At 69.9% G+C, this 21946-nt stretch carries 10 protein-coding genes; 3 read left to right on the top strand and 7 right to left on the bottom strand.

All coding sequences use genetic code 11. The features are described 5' to 3' along the window. Positions 1–17: 17 nt before the first annotated feature. Complete coding sequence (gene mobF / locus ACFYZF_RS14965; protein ID WP_387020236.1) at positions 18–4286, top strand: MobF family relaxase; 4269 nt, start codon at positions 18–20, stop codon at positions 4284–4286. Beyond that, positions 4286–5368, top strand: a complete 1083-nt coding sequence (locus tag ACFYZF_RS14960; RefSeq protein WP_387020234.1) for a hypothetical protein — start codon at positions 4286–4288, stop codon at positions 5366–5368. The genes mobF and ACFYZF_RS14960 overlap by 1 nt, the downstream gene beginning before the upstream one ends. A gap of 79 nt (positions 5369–5447) precedes the next feature. On the opposite strand, the gene ACFYZF_RS14955 is transcribed toward ACFYZF_RS14960, so the two are convergent. From ACFYZF_RS14955 to ACFYZF_RS14935, 5 genes are all read right to left on the bottom strand, one after another. Continuing rightward, on the bottom strand, positions 5448–6395 hold the full coding sequence (locus tag ACFYZF_RS14955) for a DUF5954 family protein (protein ID WP_387020231.1): 948 nt from the start codon (positions 6393–6395) through the stop codon (positions 5448–5450). Positions 6396–6538: 143 nt separating this feature from the next. Then, on the bottom strand, positions 6539–8032 hold the full coding sequence (locus ACFYZF_RS14950; RefSeq protein ID WP_387020229.1) for an IMP dehydrogenase: 1494 nt from the start codon (positions 8030–8032) through the stop codon (positions 6539–6541). Positions 8033–8192: 160 nt separating this feature from the next. Further along, on the bottom strand, positions 8193–15464 hold the full coding sequence (locus tag ACFYZF_RS14945; RefSeq protein WP_387020226.1) for an amino acid adenylation domain-containing protein: 7272 nt from the start codon (positions 15462–15464) through the stop codon (positions 8193–8195). 104 nt (positions 15465–15568) lie between these two features. Continuing rightward, positions 15569–16183, bottom strand: a complete 615-nt coding sequence (locus ACFYZF_RS14940; protein WP_387020223.1) for a DUF6875 domain-containing protein — start codon at positions 16181–16183, stop codon at positions 15569–15571. Next, positions 16180–17256, bottom strand: a complete 1077-nt coding sequence (locus ACFYZF_RS14935; protein ID WP_387020220.1) for a TauD/TfdA dioxygenase family protein — start codon at positions 17254–17256, stop codon at positions 16180–16182. The genes ACFYZF_RS14940 and ACFYZF_RS14935 overlap by 4 nt, the downstream gene beginning before the upstream one ends. 335 nt (positions 17257–17591) lie before the next feature. Here ACFYZF_RS14935 and ACFYZF_RS14930 point away from each other — a divergent pair, with 335 nt between their 5' ends. Then, positions 17592–18932, top strand: coding sequence for a hypothetical protein (locus tag ACFYZF_RS14930; RefSeq protein ID WP_387020217.1), 1341 nt, complete (start codon positions 17592–17594; stop codon positions 18930–18932). Between the two features lie 469 nt (positions 18933–19401). Here ACFYZF_RS14930 and ACFYZF_RS14925 read toward each other — a convergent pair whose 3' ends face one another. Beyond that, positions 19402–19782: an Lsr2 family protein gene (locus ACFYZF_RS14925; RefSeq protein WP_387020214.1), complete on the bottom strand. Its 381-nt coding sequence runs from the start codon at positions 19780–19782 to the stop codon at positions 19402–19404. A 267-nt stretch (positions 19783–20049) separates the two neighbouring features. Continuing rightward, complete coding sequence (locus ACFYZF_RS14920) at positions 20050–21888, bottom strand: hypothetical protein (RefSeq protein WP_387020211.1); 1839 nt, start codon at positions 21886–21888, stop codon at positions 20050–20052. Positions 21889–21946 lie beyond the last annotated feature (58 nt).

Genomic DNA, 21946 nt, shown 5'->3' with positions numbered 1-21946 from the left:
TCTTCTACGGTCGAGTCATGTTGACCGTCACGCGCATCTCGCCCGGCGACGGTTACCGCTACGTCATGGAGCAGGTCGCCGCCGGTCGCCATGACCTGCGCCCTGCCGGACATGAGGGCCCGACGCCCTACTACATGAACCCTTCCGCACGCGGTGAGAGCCCCGGTTGGTGGGCGGGCAATGGCGCCGCTGTGCTCGGCGTGCGCGGCTGGGTTTTCGAGAAACAGATGCGCAACCTGATCGGTGCGGGGCGGCATCCCACGACGGGTTTCCAGCTCGGGCAGAAATGGCGCATCTACGCGCCGATGACCGACGAATACCGCGAGGAAGCGGTACGTCGCGCACTGGCACACCTGCCCGATGACGCCACGGTGGAACAGCGCGACAAGGTGTGGCACGACATCATGAACGCCCCCGAGCGGCGGGCCGTTTCCGCCTACGACGTCACCGCGTCGCCGGTCAACAGCGTGTCGCTGCTGTGGGCCTTCGGCGACGACACCGTCAAGCAGGATGTGATGGCCTCCCACCACGCGGGTGTGCGCGCGCTGCTCGATCACCTTCAGAGGCACGGTGCCTTCACCCGGACCGGCGCGGGTGGCGTGCGTCAACTCGACACCGAAGGGTTGGCGGCGCTGGTCTTCGACCATCGGATGAGCCGCGAGCGTGACCCGCAGTTGCACTCACACATCGTCGTCTCCGCCAAGGTCAGAACGGTCGGCGCGAACGGCGAACCGCAGTGGTTGGCCCTGGACGGGCGCGCTTTCTACCGCGCCACCGTGGGCGCTCGGATCGCCTACGAGCGTGCCGTCGAGCTTGAGCTGCGGCAGCGCCTGGGGGTCACCTTCGCCGCCCGCGCCGACTCGGGGATCCGTGAGATCGTCGGGTTCAGCGAGGCGTCGCTGCGTCAGTACAGCAAGCGGCGCGGCGCCATTACCGAGGAGATGAACCGCCGCGTCGACCGACAAGGGCCGGCACCGCGGTCGGCGGCGGCGCAGTGGCGTCGACGCGCCCAGGACGCGACACTGCGGACCCGCCGGCCGGCAAAGGGCGCGGAGTCCACCGAGCAGGCAGTGCAGCGGTGGCAGGCCGAGGACCGCACCGCCGGGCTCGACACCCCGGGTCAGGTTCGCCGGATTCTCATCGGTGAGGTGCACGACGACACTGCCGACGCGGCGCGGCGCGTCCTGCGCCGCGCTCGTCGGCTGCGACCGGCCGGTGTGGACGAGGAAGTGCTGCGCACCGCCGCCGACCAACTGCGGATCACCGGGCCTGACCGCGACCGGGTCGTCGACGCGGCCGTACGCGCCGACGTGCACCTGGCGCTCGCCCGCGCCGTGCACACCCTCGGCCGCGAGCGGGCCGTGTTCGGCCGCGAACACCTCGAACTGGCCATCGGCCGGGTCCTCGACATCACCCCCGGTGACTCGCCGCACGCCGACTGGCGAAGGGTACAAACCCTCGCTGGTGAGGCCATCGCCAAGAACCTCGGTGGGCTGCGGGTGCTGACACCGCCCGCCCTCGTGCAGTGGGGGCCGACGCTGCTGCGCAGCAGTGACCAGCACAGCGAATACACCCGCCACCGCGACCTGCAGATGACCACCCACGCCGTCCTCGCCGCCGAGCGGGAGGTCATCGCCTACGCCGGCCGCCGCGGTGCCCGCCCCGCCCCGCAAGTGGCGATCGACGCCGCCACCACCATGTTCCGTCTATCGCCGGAGAAGGCCGCGGCACTGCGGTTCCTCGTCGGCGATGACCGGCGCGTCACCGGCGTTGTCGGCCCCGCCGGCACCGGCAAGACCTACCTCCAGCGCGCTGTCGTCGCCGTCGCCCGGCACGCCGGCGTGCCGGTGCTCGGTCTCACCGTCGGGCAGTCCGCCGCGCAGCTGCTCGCCGACGCCACCCGCCAACCCGACGGCACACTGCTGCGGACCGAGAACATCGCCCGGTGGCTGCACTCCCACGACCGGCCGCCGCCCGGCACCCGCGCCGCCGACTGGCAGTTCGCACCCGGGCAGTGGGTCATCATCGACGAGGCGTCGCAGGTGTCCAGCCACGACCTCGCCCGCCTCGTCACCCAACTCGACGCCGTCGGCGGCCGGCTCATCGCCGTCGGTGACCCCGCGCAGATCTCCGCCATCGGACCCGGCGGGCTGTTCCGCTACCTCGACAGCCTCGGCGCCACCACCCACCTCACCCAGGTCCACCGATTCGCTCAGCCGTGGGAGGGATCGGCGTCGCTGCGGCTGCGCACCGGCGACCTCACCGTCCTGCACGAATATGACCGCCGAGGTCGGCTCCACGGCGGGCACCGCACCCTGCTCATCGGTCAGATGTTGGACCGTTGGGCCGGCGACCTGGCCACCGGACACCCCAGCATGATGCTCGTCGAAACCGGCGACGAAGCCGCCGACATCGCCCGCCGCGCCCGCGACATCCTCCTGCGCGCTGGCCTCGTCCGCACCGGCCCGACCGTGCTCCTGCGCGACGGCAACCACGCCAGCGTCGGCGACACCATCGTCACCCGCCGCAACGACCGTCGCCTCGGTGCCGGCGGCGCGTTCGTCGCCAACCGCGACCAGTGGCGCATCGGCGCCGTCACCCGCGACGGGCGACTCCACGTGACCAACCTGCGCACCGACGCGAGCGCGGTGCTGCCCGCCGCGTACGTCGCGCGGCACGTGCAGCTCGCCTACGCGCTCACCGTCGACTCCGTGCAGGGGCAGACCGTGCACACCGCCCGCGCGCTCGTCGATGACAGCACCACCCTGGCGCGGCTGTACGTCATGCTTACCCGCGGCCACACCCTCAACGAGGCGTACGTCGTCACCGACGACCACCCCCGCGAAGGCACCCCACCCCAACCGCCCACCGCCCGCGTCGCCGTCCTGGCCGACATCATGCGCCGCGCCACCCCCGACCGCTCCGCCACCGAAACCGAGCGCCAGCTCTGGGCCGACGTCGACGCTCTGCACGTCTGGACGCCCGTCTACGACGACCTGTCCGCCCGCGCCCGCATCCCCGAATACCTCGCCATCGTCGCCCGCATCAGCGGACGGACTCTCGCCGACCGGCTCGCGCAGGATCTCGCGCTGCCGGCGCTCATCGCCCGCCTCACCACCCTGCGCGAAGCCGGCCACGATCCCGCAGACGTGCTGCGCCGCGCGATCCGGCCCCGGGAAATCAGCTCCGCCGACGACATCGCCGCGGTGCTGTCCTGGCGCATCGACCGCCTGATGGCTCGCGCCACCGCCGACCCCGCCATCGCCACCACCCCGGCGCTCGCCGCGTCCTACACCGACCGCCTACCCACCGACCTCACCGGCGACGTCGGAGACGCCCTGCGCCAAGTAGCAGCCATCTGCGACCGCCGCGTCACCGCGCTGGCCGACCTCGCCGCCGAGCATCAACCGGCCTGGGCCCACGCCCTGGGCGCCGTGCCGCAGGACGAGGCGGGCCGCGAACAGTGGCTCGGCCGCGCCGAGGTCCTGGTCACCTACCGCGACCGCTACCAGCTCACCAGCGACCACCCCATCGGGGCCGAACCTTCCACCGGGGACATCTCGCGGTGGAGCGCGTGGCACCGCGCCCGCGTGGCGCTCGGCGCCGCGACCCTCGCCGGGCACCTCACCACCACCGGCAACGCTGAACTCGCGCAGCTCATCACCGCGCAGCAGGCGATCGACGCCACCGCGCCGACCTACGTCGGCGACCAGCTCCGCGGCGCGCACCTCGACCTCACCGACGCCGAGCACCGCCACCACGACCTCACCCTGCTCCTCGCCGCCATCACCACCGCCGGTCAGCGCGCCGCCACCCAAGCCCAACAGCAGCAACCCCGCTGGTGGCACCGCGGCCCCTCCCGCGCCCGGATGCTCGCCGCCCGGCAGGAGGCACAGCAGCGCGTCGCCGACGCGGCGGGCCATCACGCCAGCCTGAGCGCGAAGCTCGCCACCCTCAGCGCCGGCATCGAGCAGCGCCGCGAACGCGTCACCGACCTCGAAGCCCACCACGGCGATTGGCAGCGCTGGTACACGGGCGCCCTGCCCACCCGCTACGCCGGACTCGCCGCCGCCGCCGAACAAGCACGCCGCGCCGCAGCCCGCCGCGCAGACCTGGCCGACGCCGTCGCCGCCACCACCGCCCGGGTTCGTGCCATCGACGACACCCGCCCACAACCCCACGCCACGCCCGTCACCGCGCACCTCACCCACCAGGCCGACGCCGCCCGCCGCCGCGTCAGCCCCACACCCGACCAAACGGTCGCAGACGCAACGGAGCTCGACTGATGCCCAACCACCCGACCGCCTTCGTCGACGAGTCCTGGCTACAACAACGCGGCAGCCCCGGCGCCTACCTCATGGCCGCCGTCATCATCGACCACGACGACGTCCCCGCCGCCGAAGCCACCGCCACCGCCGCCGCCGGAATCCACGACGGCTACCACTCCACCGCCCTCTACCACCGCGGACACGTCGGCACCATCGAAGCGATGCTCGACGTCGTCGCCGCACACGCCGGCTGGTCCGTCGTCTCCGCGCAAGTGCCCCTCAACCAAGGCACCAGAGACCTTCCACCACCCAGCCCTCAACACGCCCGCTCCCACCTGGAGAGCCAACGCGAACACGCCCGGCAAGTCAGCCTGGAACGGCTCCTGCGCTACCTCAACAGCCAGCGGGTCCGCGACGTCTACCTCGAAACCCGCGCCAGCCCCGCCGAGTGGCAACAAGCCCGCGACGCCGGCAGCCGCCTACCCAGCACCGACCGCAACGACATCCGCGCCTACCGACGGCTACTCGACCAAGGCACCATCAACCACCGCATGCGCCTCATCCACGTCGACGGCCGCAACGACCCCGGACTCTGGATGGCCGACGCCGTCGCCTGGTCCGCCGGCCGCGCCATCCGCACCGACGAACCCCAGTGGTTCAACCGCATCGCCGACGTGGCCACCATCATCGAAGCCACCACCGGCGCGGAACTCCACCTGAATGAGAGAAGGGCCGCTCCACCAAATGGCGAACGCGACCCCCACAACCTGAGCCAAAGAGCCCAGGCCATGTTTCCACCGACAGTGTACTCCGCCGACCCCGAACCACACCACGCCGGCGCCATCCTGCAAAGCCTCGTCGCCCAAGCCGACCAGGCAAGAACACCAGCCTCCGACCAGCTGACCCGGGAGGTACTCGGCTACGTACAACACATCGCCGAACGCGTAGAACGGCTCAGCAAGACCGTCGACCAAATGCTTCCACGAACCCCCGGGACAACCGGCACGACACCGAACCAGGCGGCGGCGGCGGCTCCCCGACCCCGCCCCGATCTCCACGACGAGGTCAAGCCTGCCCATCAGCCCGACATCACACCGTGAAGCCGACCGCACATGACACCGGCAGCTCACGGACAACAACGCCGCACCCGAGCCGGCGCGGATCGCGCATGCAGCGAGGCTATCGATCAGCCGCCGGCGGCTGCTCCGGGTCCGGATCCGATGCACGTGGTCCCTCCGGAGCAGCATGGGACATGCGCAGCAGGGTTTCGATGCGCGTCACCCGGAAACGGCGCCCAAGCACGACGAGGTCGTCCACGGGACTGGCGTCCAACTCGTCGGCGGCCCGCTGCAGGACGGCCGCCTGCTCGTCGGTGAGCCTCAACAGACGCGGCTCGATGTGACGCAGGCCGAACGCGATCTCGTCACGCGCCAACTGCGGTGTGGCCACCGCCCGACTGTACGGCCGCCACGACCCGCCGACGCACTCAGCAGCAGCGTAACGAGCCGGGAGAACCACCCCGAGCGGATAGTCGGTGACGGCGGCGACGCTGTCGGCATACACATCAGCGGGCACCTCCGCGCGCGGATAGTGCGCCGTCGACAGCTCGACCCGCAACATCGCCTCGCTGACCCCGGTCACCGCGTCCGGATCCGCGACGATCTCCTCCTCAAGGAAGCTGTCGTGATCCTCGGCGTCGCGCGGGTCCCGGTCCGTGGGCCGAGGTGGCTCGGGGCCATCCGCACCGAACCGCGCGAACGTGTCCACCCGCACGACCCGATGCGCCCGGCCGGCGACCACCATGAGGTCGCGCTTCTCCCGGTCCAACACATCGACCGCGGCAGTCAACTCTGCGGCCCGCCCGACATCATCGGTCTCGTCCAGCAACTCCCGCAACCAATGCGCGAGGAAGTCCCGCGCCGCCTGCGGCGTATCCGACACCACCGCATACACCCGCCACCGTCCGGCCTCGACCTGCACGGCATGCCCGAACAACGGAGCACCGACCCGAAGCCGCGGATACTCCTCAGCCCGCCGCGCCGCGTCGTACTCCGTGACCGCACCCACCGGGTCATCACGCCGCTGCACCCGCAGAACCACCGGCGTCGACATCTCCTCGTCACCCATAGCAGCCATTCTGCGACTGCCATGAACTCAGCGCGGGCACCGCGCCGCCCACGCCGCAGACACCGGCCACTCGGGCAACGCACGGACCAGCAGAGCACGCCGTGGTGTACCGGCCGGACGCGACCACCGTTGGCATCGACGGACTAGCTGTTGGCGCTGGGCCGATCGCGCAGCCGTACGTCTTCCCGGTTCTGTAGGTAGCTCTGGTGGGAGACCTCGACGAGGGTCGCCGTGTCGTGGAACTGAGGCAGGGTGGTGGAGCCGCAGCTGATCATCGTGGAGGTGATTTTGGTGAGGGTGACGGAGACGTTGTCGTAGAGGCTGCCGGCGTAGGGGACGTAGCCGTCGACGCCTTCTTCGAAGACGAGGGCTTTGCCCTGTCCGTAGCGGGCGGCGTTGCGGGCGCGCTGGCTGCCTTCGCCCCAGTATTCCTTGAACAGTTGCCCGTCGACTTTGACCAGGGGGGAGGGGCTTTCGTCGTATCGGGCGAAGTAGCGTCCGAGCATGAGGAAGTCAGCTCCGAAGGCCAGGGCGATGGCCATGTGGGAGTCGTGCAGGACCCCGCCGTCGGAGCAGAGCGGCACGTACTGGCCGGTCTCGCGCGCGTAGGTGTCGCGTTCGGTGACGACGTCGGCGAGGGCGGATGCCTGACCGCGGCCGATGCCCTTCGCGTCGCGGGTGATGCAGATCGATCCCCCGCCGATACCGACCTTGACGAAGTCGGCGCCGGCGTCGGCGAGGTAGCGGAAGCCGCGTCCGTCGACGACGTTGCCGGCCCCGATGCGGACCGTGTCGCCGTACTGCTCGCGGACGAACTGGAGCACGTTGCTCTGCCAGGTCGAGTAGCCGTCGGAGGAGTCGAGGCATAGGACGTCGGCTCCGGCGGCGACCAGGGCGGGGATCCGCTCGCGGTAGTCGTGGGTGTTGACCCCGGCGCCGACCATGAATCGTTTGTCCTGGTCGATGCTCTCCTTGCGGAACTGCTTGTGCAGTTCGTAGTCGCGGCGGAGCACGATCGAGGTGAGCCGGCCGTCCTCGTCGACGATCGGCAGGACGTCTTGGCGGGCGTCCCAGATCAGGGTGTTCGCGTCGGACAGCGAGATTCCGGTGGGTGCCGTGGCGAGGCCGGCAGTGGGGCGCATCCGGGTTTCGACGCTGTCTCCGAGGTCGTGGCGGTGCACGTTGAAGTCGCTGGTGGAGATCAGGCCCAGGAACGTTCCGCCGGGGCTTCCGTCGTCGGTCACGACCGCGACATCGCGTTCGGCGGCGGCGAGCAGGTCGCCGACCTCACCGAGGGTGGCGGACGGTTTGATGTTGATGTCGCTGTGTCGGAAGCCGGCCTTGTGTCGTTTGACCGCGGCCACCATCTCGGCTTGTTCGGCGATCGGCTGGTTCTGGTGGATGAACGCGAGTCCTCCGCACTGGGCGAGGGCGATGGCGAGCCGGGGTGAGGACACTGCCCCCATGATCGCGCTGACCATGGGGACGGCGATCCGCAGTGCCGACGGCTGTCCGACCCGGTGACGCACGACGGGGGTGGACAGATCCACGCGGTCCGGCGTGCAAGCCTCGTCGGTGAGGTTGGGCAGGAGCAGGTACTCACCGAAGGTGCGGGAGATCTCGGGCAGGATCCGCACTAACTCACTCCTTGAGAACATCGTGTGCCGTACTACGTGGCGATCGGAAGACGCTATCAGGCAAGTTCCTCTTACCCGCAAATGCCGTTTCTGTCGGGGTGGTGGCCTCGTGTCGCGGCGTAGGCTGCAAGGCTGTTCCTGCACGGCAGTGCGCCTGCCGTTACGTGGCCGACGACGACCGTTGTTGCTGGCGATCACGGAAGAGCACCGTGATCTGTTCGAGGCCCGGCCCGGTGAGCATGCCTTCATGGTCGCCCGAGACGGTGCTTGCACGCGCGTTCCTGCTTCGGGTTCTCCACGTCTGGGTCGCGTTCTGCGTTCCGGGAGTGACGGTGTGCGGAAGGATCAGGTGCAGCCGCGGTGTCTGGCCGGCGGGGCACCAGGCGGATAGGGCCGCGTGACAGACGAGTCGAATACGCAATTGGTGCAGCAGGGACTCGTGTTGAGTAGGCCAGGCCGGCGGGTTGGACGCCTGCGGGGCGAGGATCGCGGCCAGAGCGTGGGCCCGGTCCGGGATCGATAGTGCGTTCGTCGCGTCCAAGGCGTCAATGATCGCCTGTCGGGATTCGCTCGGCCAGCCGCGGTGCACGAGTGCGTTCTGCGTGTGGATGACGAGGGCGTCGTCAGCGTCACGTGGCGGCTCGGCATGAGGCGGGTCGAGCAGGAACAGATCGTCGACGCGGTGGCCGTCGCCGTCGCGTTGTGCCTGCTGGGTCATCTCGTAGGCCACCACCGCACCGAGACACCATCCGGCGAGCGTGTACGGGCCGTCGGGTATGGCAGCGCGGACGCGTTCCAGGTAGGTCTGGGCCATCTCGGGCAGCGTGTCAGCGTCGACGGACCCATCGTGAGGCAGGCCGTAGCAGTCCCATTCTGACCCCAGGGCGGCGGCCAACTCGGTGTACCAGCCGATCTTGCCGCCGACAGGGTGGATGAGGAACAGGGTGCGCGCGTCTGCCTGAACGGGCGCGGGGGTGAGGGCGATGAGCCGCGCGGCTGCTTCCACTTCGTCGCTGAAGCGGTCGGCCAGGTCCTCGGCGGCTTGCGGGGTGAGCAGGCCCGCATCGATGAGGAAGCGGCAGGACATGATGCCGTCCGGGTCGGCGGCCACCGTCAGGTCGATCGGTGTGGGCAGGACGTTGCTCGCGGCGATGCTGGCACCGTCCGGGCCGGGGGCAGGGCGCAGAATCCGGTCCGCTCCTGCGGGTTGGTGGTGGCCGAGGTAGTTGACGGTGACCTGGGGGGCGGCGATGGTCTCCAGTTGGCGTCCGAGTGGGGAGTCAGGGTGCAGGTAGCGGGCCTGGCCGAAGCCCGCTCCGCCGTCGGGGATCGCCGCGAGCTGCCGTTGGTAGTCGGCGGCCACGTCGATGAGCCGTCCCGGGTGGGTGTCGGTGGCCATGAGCAGGGCCGGGTAGAGGGTGGTCAGCCAGCCGACGACGCCCTCGTGGTCGGCGGATCCGTGGTGGGAGCGTCCGTGGCCTTCGAGCCAGACGTACAGGTCGGGGCTGTCGGTGAGGGGTTGCAGGGCTCGTCGGAGGGCGGCCAGCAGGATGGCCTGGGCGCCGACGCCGCGCAGTCGGTGGGCGTCGTGGCGCAGGTACATGCCGGCGTGGGTCGACAGCCGCCGCCGCACGCAGATGCGGGCGCCGACCGGAGTGGGTGGCCCGCCGGGGCCGGGGCCGGTGAGGACCGGTTTCGCCGCGGCGGCCAGGTTCTGCCAGTGGGGGTCGGGTGCCGGGCCGACACGGGTTGTGGGCGCGGTGGGTAGGCCCGGCATGCTGCCAGCGGGGAGGGGTTGGCCGGCGCGCAGCAGACGGTGGCCCCTCTCGATGTCGTCGACGAGGATCTGCCAGGACACCGCGTCGATGATCAGGTGGTGGGCGATGAAGTACAGCCAGAATGTGCGGCTGTCGTTGTCCCGCAGGATCGTGGCGGATGCCAGAGGCCCGGAGGTGATGCTGAGGTCGTGGTGCAGACCCTTCAGGACGGGAGCGAGCCGTTCGGGCGTCGGCCGGTTCCTGGCCGGGGGCAGGGTGTGTTCGCGGATGAGGTCGCCGGGTGTGGCGTCGTCCAGGACGGCTGTCCACGCGTGGTCGTGGCGGGTGAAGCGGGTGCGGAAGGCGTCATGGCGGTGCAGCGCCCAGCTGATGGCGGTGCGCAGGCTCGGCAGGTCGCACGTGTCGGCGAGGGTGAACAGCCGCGCCTGGTGGAAGTGGTCCGGGTTGGCGAAGTTCTGAGCGAAGAACCATGCCTGGATGGCGGTCAGCGCGAGCGGTGTGCCACCGGGACGCCGCACGGTCGCCGCCGACGCGGCGGTGGCGTCGTCGTCCGGGGTGGTGAGCAGCCGGTCCAGGGCGCGGATTGTCGGGGCGGCCACGAGCTGCGCGACGGTCACCTCGACTCCGAGGTCACGGGCGCGGGCCGCTGCTTGGATCGCCTGCAGTGAGTCGCCTCCGCAGGCAAAGAAGTCGTCGTCGATGCCGAGGTCGGGTCGCTGGAGTTGCTCGCGCCACGCGCGCAGCAGCCGCTGCTGGCGCTCGGTCGTCGCCGCGGCGATCGGAGCTGGCGTCGCGGTCGGGGTGTTCAGTGTGCTCAGGCGCTCGGGCTGGAGTTTCCCGGCCGCGGTGCGCGGGAGTTCGTCGACGACGACGTAGCCGGCGGGGGCCATGTAGGCGGGTAGGCGCTGCGCGGTCCAGGCCCGCAGCAGGTCCGGCAGGGTTTCCTGAGGGTGATCGCTGGCGACGACGGCGATCAGTTTGCCCGCGTCGCGGCGGCCTTGCACGGTGACGGTGGCGTCGGTGACGCCAGGATGTTGGAGCAGGCAGGCGGTGATCTCGCCGAGTTCGATGCGGTAGCCGCGGATCTTCACCTGGTCGTCGAGGCGTCCGAGGATCTCGTATCGGCCGGCGCGCAGCCGTGCCTGGTCACCGGTGCGGTAGAGACGATGTCCGGCCAGCGGGCCCCGCTGGGGGGTCACGAACCGCGCCCGGGTCAGGTCGGGTTGGCGGTGATAGCCGGCGGCGACACCGGCGCCGCCGATGAACAGCTCACCTGCGGCGCCTTCGGGTAGGAGGTCGCCGTCCGGGCCCAGGACGAACATGCTGTTGTTGGCAAGCGGCACCCCCACGCTTATCCGCGATCCCCCGCCGGGTGGCGGCGGGTACAGGCGCGCGACGGAACACCAGACGGTGGCTTCGGTGGGGCCGTACTCGTTGTCCAAGGCCACGTGCGGCAGCCGGCGGGCGTGGTCGCGGACGTCGTCGGGTGCGCACGCCTCACCGCCGATGGCCACGACTTGAAGCGACGGCTGCCATCCGGTGGGCATGGTGGCGAGCAGGGCACGGTAGAACGACGCGGTGAAGTTGACGTGGGTGACCTGATGGCGGTCGACCAGGGCGCGGATCTGGTCGGGGTCCTGGGCCTGCTCGGCGGTGTCGGGAAGGACGACCGTGCCGCCGCTGTTTAGCGTCCACAGCATCATGTGGGGAGCCACATCGAAGATCGCGGGCAGGGTGATCAGGGTGCGCGTGGGCGCTGCTGGTGCGGGCGCGACGCCGTGGTGGTGGCGGGTTCGGGCGTGCAGGGCGGCGCTGGCGTTGCCGTGGGAGGTCACGACTGCTTTCGGGGTGCCGGTGGACCCTGAGGTGTACACGAGGTAGGCGCGATCGTCGGGGCGCACGTCGGGTGCGGACGGCGGCGGGCCGGCGGGTTCGGGGTGGGTCGCGGGGTCGTCGGCGTAGAGCAGGGTTGTGCCGGCGGGCGGCCACCCGGTGTCGTGTCCGGTCGCGGTCTGCGCGGTGGTGACGATGACGCGTACGTCGGCGTCGGCGAGCATCAGTCTGCTGCGGGCCAAGGGCTGGCCGGGGTCCAGGCAGACGTACGCGGCGCCGAGACGCAGGATGGCCAGGATCGTGGTGATCAGCTCGACGCCCGGCGGGCAGGCCACCGCCACGACGTGGCCTGGCCGTACGCCGAGGGCGGTGAGGTGATGCTGGAGTGCCCCTGCGCGCAGGTCGAGTGCCTGATAGGTCCACCGGGCGCCGGCGTGTTCGAGGGCGACGGCGTGCGGGTGGGCGGCGGCGGCCGAGTCGACGCCGGCGTGCAGGGTGTCGAACGCGACGGCGTCGTGTGGGCCGGTGCCCACGGCCACGATCCGGGAGGTCTCGGCGGCTCCCAGCAGGTCCAGGTCACGCACCGGCCGGTCGGGTGCCTGCGGCAGGACGTGCAGGATCCGCTCGTAGCCGGACAAGAGATCTCTCGCGGTGTCGGCGTCGAACAGGTCGCTGTCGAACTCCCACAGGATGCTCATCCCGGGCCGGTGCTCGATGGCGCCGGGGGTCGGCGGGTCGGGCACGCACACGACGTTGAGGTCGGCCTTCGCGGTCCCGTTGTGCTCGATGACCAGCTGCCCGCTCAGCGTCCCGACCTGGAAGTCCGGTCGGGGGGTGTCGTGGAAGGCGAACATCAGGTTGAACAGCGGGTTGCCGGGGTCGCGGGGCACGTTCAGGTGCGCCAGCAGGTCCAGCAGCGGCAGTTCCTGGTGGTCCTGCGCGCCCAGCAGTGTGGTCATGGTCGTGCGCAGCAGTGCTGCGGTGCTGGCGTCGGGGTCGACGTCCAGGCGCAGCGGCAGGGCGTTGACGAACATGCCCAGCAGGTTCTCGGTGCCAGCTTGGCGCCGGTTGACCAGAGCCGATCCGATCACCATGTCGCGCTCGTGGGTGTGCTGCCACACCTGCAGGGCGAACGCGGCCAGGAACACCGCGAACCTGCTCACCCCGTGCGCGGCGGCCAGATCGTCGAGGCGTCGCACGGCCTCGGGCGGGATGTGGGTGGCCAGCCGGCCACCGCGGTAGGTTCGCGTGGCAGTGCGGGGCCGGTCGGGGGTGAACGTCACCCCTTCCGGCGGGCACCCGTGCATCCGGGCCCGCCAGTAGGTGACCTGGTCGGCGTAGTCGCCGGTGCTGCGCCATCGCTGGTACCAGGTGGCGTAGTCGCGGTACTGCACGGGCAGCGCGTCGAGGTGCGGAACCTTGCCGTCGAGGATCGCCCGGTAGGCGTCGCGCAGCTCGGCCAGGAACAGCTGCGCGGACCAGCCGTCGTGGGCGAAGTGATGCTCGACCTGGAGCAGCCGCCACGATTCGGGTCCGAGCCGGAACAGGTGCCAGCGCACCAGAGGCAGCGCCGCCACGTCGAACCCGGACGCGACCGCCGCCCGCATCCGGCAGTCCAGCTCCGCCGTCTGGGCGTCATCGTCGAGGTCGCTGAGGTCGACCAGGTCCACCCGGGCGGCCCACGGTTCGTGGACGACCTGAACCGGCCCGTCGGGCGCGTCGTGGAACGTGGTGCGCAGGATCTCGTGCCGGGCAACCACATAAGACAGTGCCGCCTGTAGGGCGTCGACGTCCACCGGACCGGACATTCGCAGGGAGAACTGGGTGCTGTACGCGATCGCGTCGGGGGCCATCTGCGTCAGGACCCAGATTTGGCGCTGTTGACCGCTCAGCGGCCACGCGCTGCCGTAGACGGTCTCGGGATTGCCGGCCTGCGGGCGAAGAACCGGCCGGCGGGATCGGGTCCCTGCCCGGACCAGCTCGGCGATCTGGTTGATGGCGGACGCGCCGAACAGTGCGCTGATCGGCACGTCGACCTCGTGGTCGTGGGCGATGACGGCGGCGAGGCGGATCAAGGCCAGCGAGCTCGCCCCCAGGGTCGTCAGCGGCTGGTCCACCGGCACCGTGGCCACGCCCAGGATGTCCGCCGCCGCCCTGACCAACGCCTGGTGCAGGGGGTCCGCCGAGGCATCGGCGGCGATGGCAGCAGCGGCGATGGCGGTGGGGTCGGGCAGCCTCGCCTCGTCGATCTTGCCGGCCGGGGTGCGGGGCAGCTCCGGCAGCACCACATACGCGGACGGGACCAGATAGGCCGGGACCCGGTTGCGCAGGTATCGGTCGCAGTCGCCCATCTCGTGCCCATCCCCTCCGCGGGCCGGTACGTGACCTGAGGGTGTGGGCGCTGGCCGGTCCGCGTCGGGGTGAGGCACCAGGTAGGCGACGAGGGTGCTCGATCCGGTGCCACCGGCACCCGACCAACCGGTGACGTGGGCCTGCATGATGCCGGGATGACCCATCAGGACGGTTTCGACGTGGCCCGGTTCGACCCGGTGTCCGCCGACCTGGATCTGCCGGTCAGCCCGGCCCAGGAACACGAAGTCCCCTGCGGGATCACGCTCGGCGAGGTCACCGGTCAGATAGGCCCGCTGCCCGCTGGCGAGGGTGACGAACCGCTGCGCGGTCAGCTCGGGGTTGTTCAGGTAGCCGAGGGCGAGGTTCGTGCCGGTGATGGCCAGCTCGCCGGCACCGGTGGCGAGGTTCCTGTCGCTGTCCAGCAGCAGGTAATCCGTGTTGCGCACCGGCAGGCCGATGCTCATCGGCGCCGATCGGCCGTGGGGCCCGTCGTAGAGCAGGGCGTAGCTGGAGCAGACGGTGGCCTCGGTGGGGCCGTACTCGTTCACCAGGAAGGCCGCCGGTAGCACCCGGGCGTGCCTTTCGATCAGCACGGGGCTCCAGCGTTCGCTGCCGATCCCGACCGCCACCAGGCTGGTCGGCGGCCGGAGGGCGGCGCGGTCCAGGAACGCCCCGTACAGCGATGCCGGGTAGATCAGGTGCGTGATGTCGAGCCGGTGGATCAACGCCACGGTGGCGCCGACGTCAGCGAGCCCGCCCGGTTCGATGACCAGGGTGCCGCCGGACAGGATCGTCCAGAACAGCACGCCGGTGGTGAGGTCGAACGCCGGCGAGTGCAGCAGCGGCACCCGCCCCGCCGGCCCGTACAGGTCGACCCGCGCCGCCGTGGCGTTCAGCAGCGCTTCATCCGACACCACCACGCCCTTCGGTCTGCCAGTGGACCCGGAGGTGTAGATCACGTACGCCGGGTCCTGCGCCACCGCGTCGGCCGTGCTCACGCAGGGACGACCGGTGATGCCGGCGGCATCACCGGCGGCGGGCGCGAAGCCAGCCAGGTGGGTGAAGTCCACCACCGGGGCGCAGGTCAACTTCCGCAGCCGGTGAACATGTTCGCTGCTTGTCACGACCATTGACGGCGTGGACTCGTCGAAGAGCTGACCCAGGTAGGTGTCGGGAGCGCCGGGATCTAGCGGCAGGTACACCGCGCCCGCGGCGGCCACGCCCAGGACGGTGGCCACGAACTCGGGGCAACGATCGAGCACCACCGCCACGATCGGGCTCCGTCCGGCGGCCCGCGTCACGGCGTGCACGCCGTCGGCGACACCGTGAGCGCGAGCGGCCAGGTCGCGGTAGGTCCACGTGCCGGCCGGGGTGACGATCGCCGGCGCAGGGCCGTTGTCGCGGTAGGCCGCCTCCACGGCGCTGGCCAGGGTCGGTGCCGCGACCGCTGAGGTGTGACGGCCGGTCACGACGGGCCTCCCGAGGTCAGGGCGGCGCGGACCTCACCGATCCGCGTGTGCAGGCCCGCGCGGGCCGTCGGGCTCAGGCGCGCGCCGACGTGCTTGTCGAACGCCTACAGGTAGGCCAGCCGGTGGGCGGGCGGGGTTTCGGGTTGGTCGAGGAACATCAGGTCGTGAGGGGTGATCGCGCGGACCGCGAACATCGGTGCCGGGCACCGCATCACCGGCAGGTTGCGGTTGTGGACGCCGCCGACGGTGCTCGTGGGGTGGAACTCCCCGAGCATCAGTCCGCGTTCGACGAACCACGGCCGTGCCAGCCGGTGGCCGCCGTCGATGAAGGTGGCGGCGTTCGGGGCTGCCAGGTCAGGGAAGAAGCCGAGCAGAGCCGTCGACTGCCGCTGCTCCTGCGTGGCCAGGTTCTCGAACAGGTGCCCCAGCAGCTTGCTGGCCGCGACGGCGTGATCGGGTGACGCGCCGGTGAGAGCGATCGCGACCAACCACACTGTGTCGGTGCGCAGAGCGGGCGCCAGACGGGGACACACCGCGCCGGGCCGGCCCAGGTCGGGATGGGAGCGGGTGACGAACTGCTCCAACCACGTCAGCCCTTGCTGGTAGGTCGGGAACCGGTGAAACAGGCTCGCGGCGTCGGCGGCGCTGGTCAGGGAACCAGGCTCGATGCGGGCGAAGACATGCGACGTGCTCTGGCTCTGCATCGGCGCGGCTCTCACCGGGCGCGCCCTTCCGCAGACCCGTCGCCCGCGGCGCGGTCCGCGCCCAGCGGCGTCCCCGAGATGGCCCGTGACGTGTACCCGTCGGGGCCGACGGGCAGGTCACCGATGATCGTCACGCGGTGCAGGACCCGTGCGACGCCATCGAGGTGGTCGATGTCCGGAGCCGCCAGGTGCGCTGTGGACCGGTTGTCCCAGAACGCCACGGAGCCCGGTTCCCAACCGAACCGCACCGTGTACTCAGGCCGCGTCACCTGGTCGAACAGCAGGCCCAGCACCGCGCTGCTCTCGGCGGGAGACAGCCCGACGATCCGCGCGGTGCGGGAAGGATTGACGAACAGCGCCTTCTCGCCGGTCTCCGGATGCACCCGGACCACCGGGTGCACCGCCACCGGCGCATCGGGGCCGATCATGTCGAGGATCGCGCGGTCGACCGGATCGGATGCCACCATCCGATAACCGGCGAAGAAGCTGTGCTCGGCCTGGAGACCATCACACAACGTCCGCAACGGGGCCGACAGCCCCTCGTAGGCCGCCACGAGGTTGGTCCACTGCGTGTCGCCGCCGAACGGCGGAACGGTTTCGGCCCGCAGAATCGACGCCGCCGGAGGGTTCACCACGTGGGACATGTCGGTGTGCCAGCCGGTGATACCCGATGCCCACCGGAGGCGATAGTGGGCCTCGTAGTCGATCCCATACTGGTCGCGGTCGATCTGCGGCGAGATCGTCAGGATCTGCGGGTACACATCGAGGCAGGCGTTGCTCTGCGACCGGGACCGCACGGTCAGCGTTCCGAACCTCTGGCCCAACGCGATGTGCTTGGCGTGGTCCAGATTCTGATTGCGGAAGAACAGCACCTTGTGGGTCAGCAACGCGTCGCGCAGCGCTGCGATCAGCGGTTCGTCCAACGCGCCGGCCAAGTCGACTCCGTCGACGTGCGCGCCGATATGGCCGGCGGCCCGGCGCAGGGTGAGCAGGTCAGCTGCATCCGATCTCGGCATCATTACTTCCTGTCCCATTGCTGTGCGACGTCCGGTTGACAAATCGATCGGCGGGCTCACGGCGGCGGTCATGGGCAGACGGTTGATGCGTCCGCATCGCGCTCGCGCTGTCTCCGATAGAGGCCGTCAGTTCGTCGGCCGTAGCCGCGGTCCTGACGTTCGCTGCGTTACTGGCCTTGGCCAGTAGCGGCAGCGCCTCGAGCCTGCGAGGTTCCTGTCGTTCGCTGCGAGATCAGCATCGGCCGGTGACTATCGCTGGGGCTAGACAGCGAGGCGGGGTGCCGGGTGCAACTGGCGTAGGCACCGAAGAGGTGTACGACACCTGATTGAGGTGCAGCGGGCCGGACAAGGCCCGAAACCAGTGCTAGCTTCGGGGCGCGAAAAGCCCACAAGGACTTGGAAGCGACATGACAGCGCCGCACGAATCGCCGCTGCGAGCCCACATGAAGGCTCTTGGGTGGAGCCCCGAGCAGCTCATCGCCAGAATCAACGAGGTACGCCGCCAGCGCGGGGCGGCGGCCCTGCACGCGAAAAGTGCCTACAAGTGGGTGCAGGGTCGCCAGCCAACGGCGGCGACCATGACCGACGTCGTTGCCGTCCTCCATCTGCATCGAGGCTTGCGTCTCACGCCCGCCGACCTAGGCTGGGACAGACCGGCCCGGCGGTCGCATGCTCTGGATGACCCCTACGCTGTCCCCGCCCGGGAGCTGTTGCTGGCGAGCCAGGGAGACGACATGAAGCGCCGCAAGTTCGTACTGCTCACCGGATCCGCAGTCACCGCGTGCGCCTTGGACCTCCTGCTGCCGGCCGCGGAGAGCCTGCAGCCAGCGCTCGCCGGCGACCGCGTGTCCACGTCACTACTGGCCAACATCGAGACATCCGTGCGACGCAGCCGCGAACTCGACGACACCGAGGGCAGCAGGCCGGCGCTGCTGTGGGCCGGCGGCCTGTGGAGCCTGCTCAGCCAAATCGTCACCCAATGCTCGTACGGCGACGCCGAAGGACGACAGCTCCACCGCCTCTACATCGAAATGTCCGAGACGTACGGCTGGATGCTCTTCGACGCCGCCCAACACGCACGCGCCCAGCGGGTCTACCTGACCGGACTGCGGGTGGCCCGCGAAGCGGACCCCGATCCCGTCTTGCACCAGGCCACCGCGAACCTACTCGCCTCAACCGCCTACCAGGAATCCTGGCTGGGCCACCACACCGAAGCAGCCACACTGATCGCGATCGCTGCCACCCGCAACACCGACGCCCTACCGGGGCGGGTGCGCGCCGTGATCGCTCAGCGGGAGATCACCATCGCCGGGCGCCGGGGCGACATCGACGGAGTCCAACGAGCCAGCGCCCACGCCCACCAACAACTCGACGATGCCAGCCACGACGATCAGCCGTGGTGGACGCAGTGGCTAACCCGGACGGCCGTCGACGGGGCGACCGGTCGCGCATGGCTGGCCCTACGCAGGCCCGACCAGGCCGTTTCCTATCTGACACAGCGCGCGAATACCGCAACGAGCGCATACCCGAGGGACCGCCTGCTCGCCCTCTGCGACCTGGCCAACGCCCGGCTTCGGGCAGGCGACCCCGTCACCGCCTGCGAACCGCTCGACCACGCGCTGGACGTAGCCAGAACAGTCGACTCACCCCGGGTATCCACATACCTGCAGAATGTGGTCCGGCAGCTCCGCGATGCGCGATGCACTCACCCACAGGCGCGTGACGTGCTACTGAAAGCGGCAGGCTGACCACCTCGTGCGCGGTTGAGGGCGCGCCGTGACGCGAATGAACCTGCCCACCTGCCGCTTCACCTCGGCATAGCAGTCGAACGTGTGTACGATCCGGATGTGGTGGAGGAGGTTGTCCGGCGGTGGTGGAACGGCAGCTGGGGGCGCTTGGCCCGGCGCGACGTGTGGCTGATCCGCCAGACACGGTGGCAGGTCGTCGCGCGAGCAGGAGACACCGAGAGCGGGAGGGTGCTGCGGTGGACGTACGACTCCCACGACGAGGCCGAAGCGATGGTCAATCGACTCCTGGGCGCTGAGACCGCAGGGCGATGGCGCGAGCAGCAAAGCGGATCTCCGCCCCATCAGGGCCATTCCGCTGGCGGCGACTCGCCATGAAGCGCCGCCGTCGCGCCATCGCCCCTACAGGCGCGACATCGCCCGACGCAGGATTGATGCGCAGGCGGGATGCCGGTATGCCGTGGGACGCTGATCAACGCCCCGCGCTCTGGTGATACTCATCCACCACGTCCTGCGGGATCCGTCCCCGGTCCGAAATGCTCCTGCCAGCCCTCTTTGCCCAGTCCCGGATCGCCTTGTTCTGCTCCCGATTGACGGCGGCACCGCTGCCGACACGACGCGAACCGGCAGGAGTCGCAGAAGTCCGGGCTACTCGAACGCCGACGGCGACGCCACCACGGCCAACCTTCGACCCATGACTGGTGTAGGGCTTCAAGACGTTCCGAAGCTTTTCGGCATTGGAGGCCGACAGGTCGATCTCGTACTGGACACCGTCGAGAGCGAACTTGACGGTTTCGTCAGCGTCGCCTCCGTCCAGGTCGTCGATGAGCTTATGAATGGTCTGCTTAGCCACCTCGTCGTCCTTCCAGCCTGAAAAGCGTGACCTGGATGATAGCCTCCCGCACCGAATAACGGAATTCGAAGGTTCACTTTCAGGTGCCGACCCAAGAACAAGCAGCGACTTGCGCGCATCAGGCAGCCGCCTGAGCTTCACCGCGGTAGTCCCTTCATCACAGAATCATGAGTTTTCCGCGTGGATCGCTGGCGTCAGGCACTTGCTGAGCCTGGCAGATGCATTGACCACATGGCACTAGCCAGGCACATCGGGCAGAATTTTTCGCTAGGCGCTAAGTAGCCAACGGAGCCATTGTTGCGGGCCGGTCATCGCGTCGGCCGGGATGCCGAGAGCTCCTGGATAGATCCGTTCGTAAGCCGCGCTGACGGCGGCGGCGGAGCGCGGGTTGCCGAGGAGCCAGGGAGCAGCGGCGCGGTGAGGCTCTAGTTTGGCGTGCGGGCCGCTGCCGGAGATCGTTCCGTCGAGTAGGCCGCGGTCGCGCAGGGCGCGCCACATCCGGTCAGCTGGGCCGTTGTAGCTGTCGCCCCAGTTGCCCTCGCCCCAGGTGCTCATGGCGTCGATGCGCAGAGGCAGTGCCTCGATTGCTACTTCGGCGGCCATGATCGGTAGCCCGAGAATGCGGAGAGCGTGTGTGCGGTGGGTGCCGTTCCGGCCGATGCGGTGCAGGGGACCTGCGGGACCGTCGTAGCGCAGCATGCAGGCGTGTCCAAGGTCGGTGAGGATCTCAGTGAGGGCGATGCCGGGGTCGTTGGCTGTCAGCAGTTTCTCGATGATCAGGCCGACGACCTGCGGCCGGTGAGACGCGAAGTCGTTCCACGACGAGGCGTTACCGCCGATGACCGTGTCGAGGTTGATCCAGTCGTTGAAGACGATGCTGCCGAGGTAGACGTCGTCGTCGGAGTCGGGCATGCAGTCGACGACATCGCGGGTCAGTGGTGCGGTGTGGTTGAGCAGTTCGGCACGGGTGGCGATCTGTTCGTCGAGGTTGAGATCGCTCCAGCGGCTCCTGATCTGGGTGAGTGCGGCAGTGACGGTCGAGAGCGAGTCGACGCTGTCGCGTACGAAGTCGGCGATCGACGGAGGTCCGTCATAGCCCTCGTCGGAGAGCCGGCGGCGGCGGGGGGTCTGGGGTGGGTTTGTCGTCCACTGAACGATGGTGCTGGCGCCTACAGGCGTGGACAGTTGCCTCAGCAGATCCTCGGCGGCGAGTCCGTTGATGACCATGCCGCTGACGTGGCGGTCGCCTCCGAGGGCGGCGAAGGACGTCGGGCCGGTAGCCACAGCCGTCCAGGAGACCGTGACGTCGGCGGGTGGGGCGTGATCGGCTCTGCGGACCAGCCTCTCGTAGAGGACTGCGGTCCACGCCGCGTAGTCATTCGGAGCCGAATCTCCGTCTTCCGCACTCTCGGCATCGGCCTCTGCCTGCACCAGCGCGCCCGTAGCCACCGAGGCGGTCGCCGAGCTCACCTGGACCGGCGGCTGCGGGATCGCTGCGCGGGTGGGCGACGCGGGCAGCACCAGCACCGGTGAGGACCGGGGCCTGCCGAACGCGGGAATTGAGAGCAACACCCACCAGGCACCACTGATAGCCGCCGCGATCCAGCGTCCCTGCCCGGGTGTCGCGGATGTCACCATCGCCGTGGTTGCCGTTCCGTACAGGACCCATCCGATGCGTGCGGCGGTGACGCGCAGCACGCACCAGGCCAGCAGCAGCACGCCGGTGATGCACCATGTCCACCATAGGGTGGTCGCGGGTATCGGCAGACCTTCGGCGTGGTTCTCCAGGTATCGGCGTACCGGCGCGAGCACGACCTGTGCGTACGCCTGGTCGTGGGTCCAGCCGGCCAGGGCCGCGAGCGCGTCACCTGCGGCGAACAGCAATCCGCGCACGACCGGGACGATCAGCATCAGCACGACGCCGACCCCGGTACCGGCCGCCGCGAGAATCAGCCAGGGCGGTGGCCAGTTGTCGCCACGAGTGTCTCGCGCCTCATCCCACAGGTGCCTACCGAGCTTGAGCAGCACCTCCCGTGGGTCGAGGGTCGGTTCGCCAATCGATTCGGCTTCGTCTTCGCGGTCCTTTGCCGCGCTGCCGTGACTCATACCACTCTCCCCATCTACAGTTACTGATCGACTACAGGATGCTACGGAAGGGGCGCGC

The organism is Micromonospora sp. NPDC001898 (genome assembly GCF_042891255.1).
In the GTDB taxonomy this organism is placed as follows: domain Bacteria; phylum Actinomycetota; class Actinomycetes; order Mycobacteriales; family Micromonosporaceae; genus Micromonospora.
This window is presented reverse-complemented; position numbering and strand designations above follow the sequence as displayed.

Coding starts and splice junctions, on each gene's coding strand:
- mobF (WP_387020236.1), top strand. CDS start 18: ATGTTGACCGTCACGCGCATCTCGCCCGGCGACGGTTACCGCTACGTC.
- ACFYZF_RS14935 (WP_387020220.1), bottom strand. CDS start 17,256: ATGACCGCCGCCGTGAGCCCGCCGATCGATTTGTCAACCGGACGTCGC.
- ACFYZF_RS14955 (WP_387020231.1), bottom strand. CDS start 6,395: ATGGGTGACGAGGAGATGTCGACGCCGGTGGTTCTGCGGGTGCAGCGG.
- ACFYZF_RS14930 (WP_387020217.1), top strand. CDS start 17,592: ATGACAGCGCCGCACGAATCGCCGCTGCGAGCCCACATGAAGGCTCTT.
- ACFYZF_RS14960 (WP_387020234.1), top strand. CDS start 4,286: ATGCCCAACCACCCGACCGCCTTCGTCGACGAGTCCTGGCTACAACAA.
- ACFYZF_RS14920 (WP_387020211.1), bottom strand. CDS start 21,888: ATGAGTCACGGCAGCGCGGCAAAGGACCGCGAAGACGAAGCCGAATCG.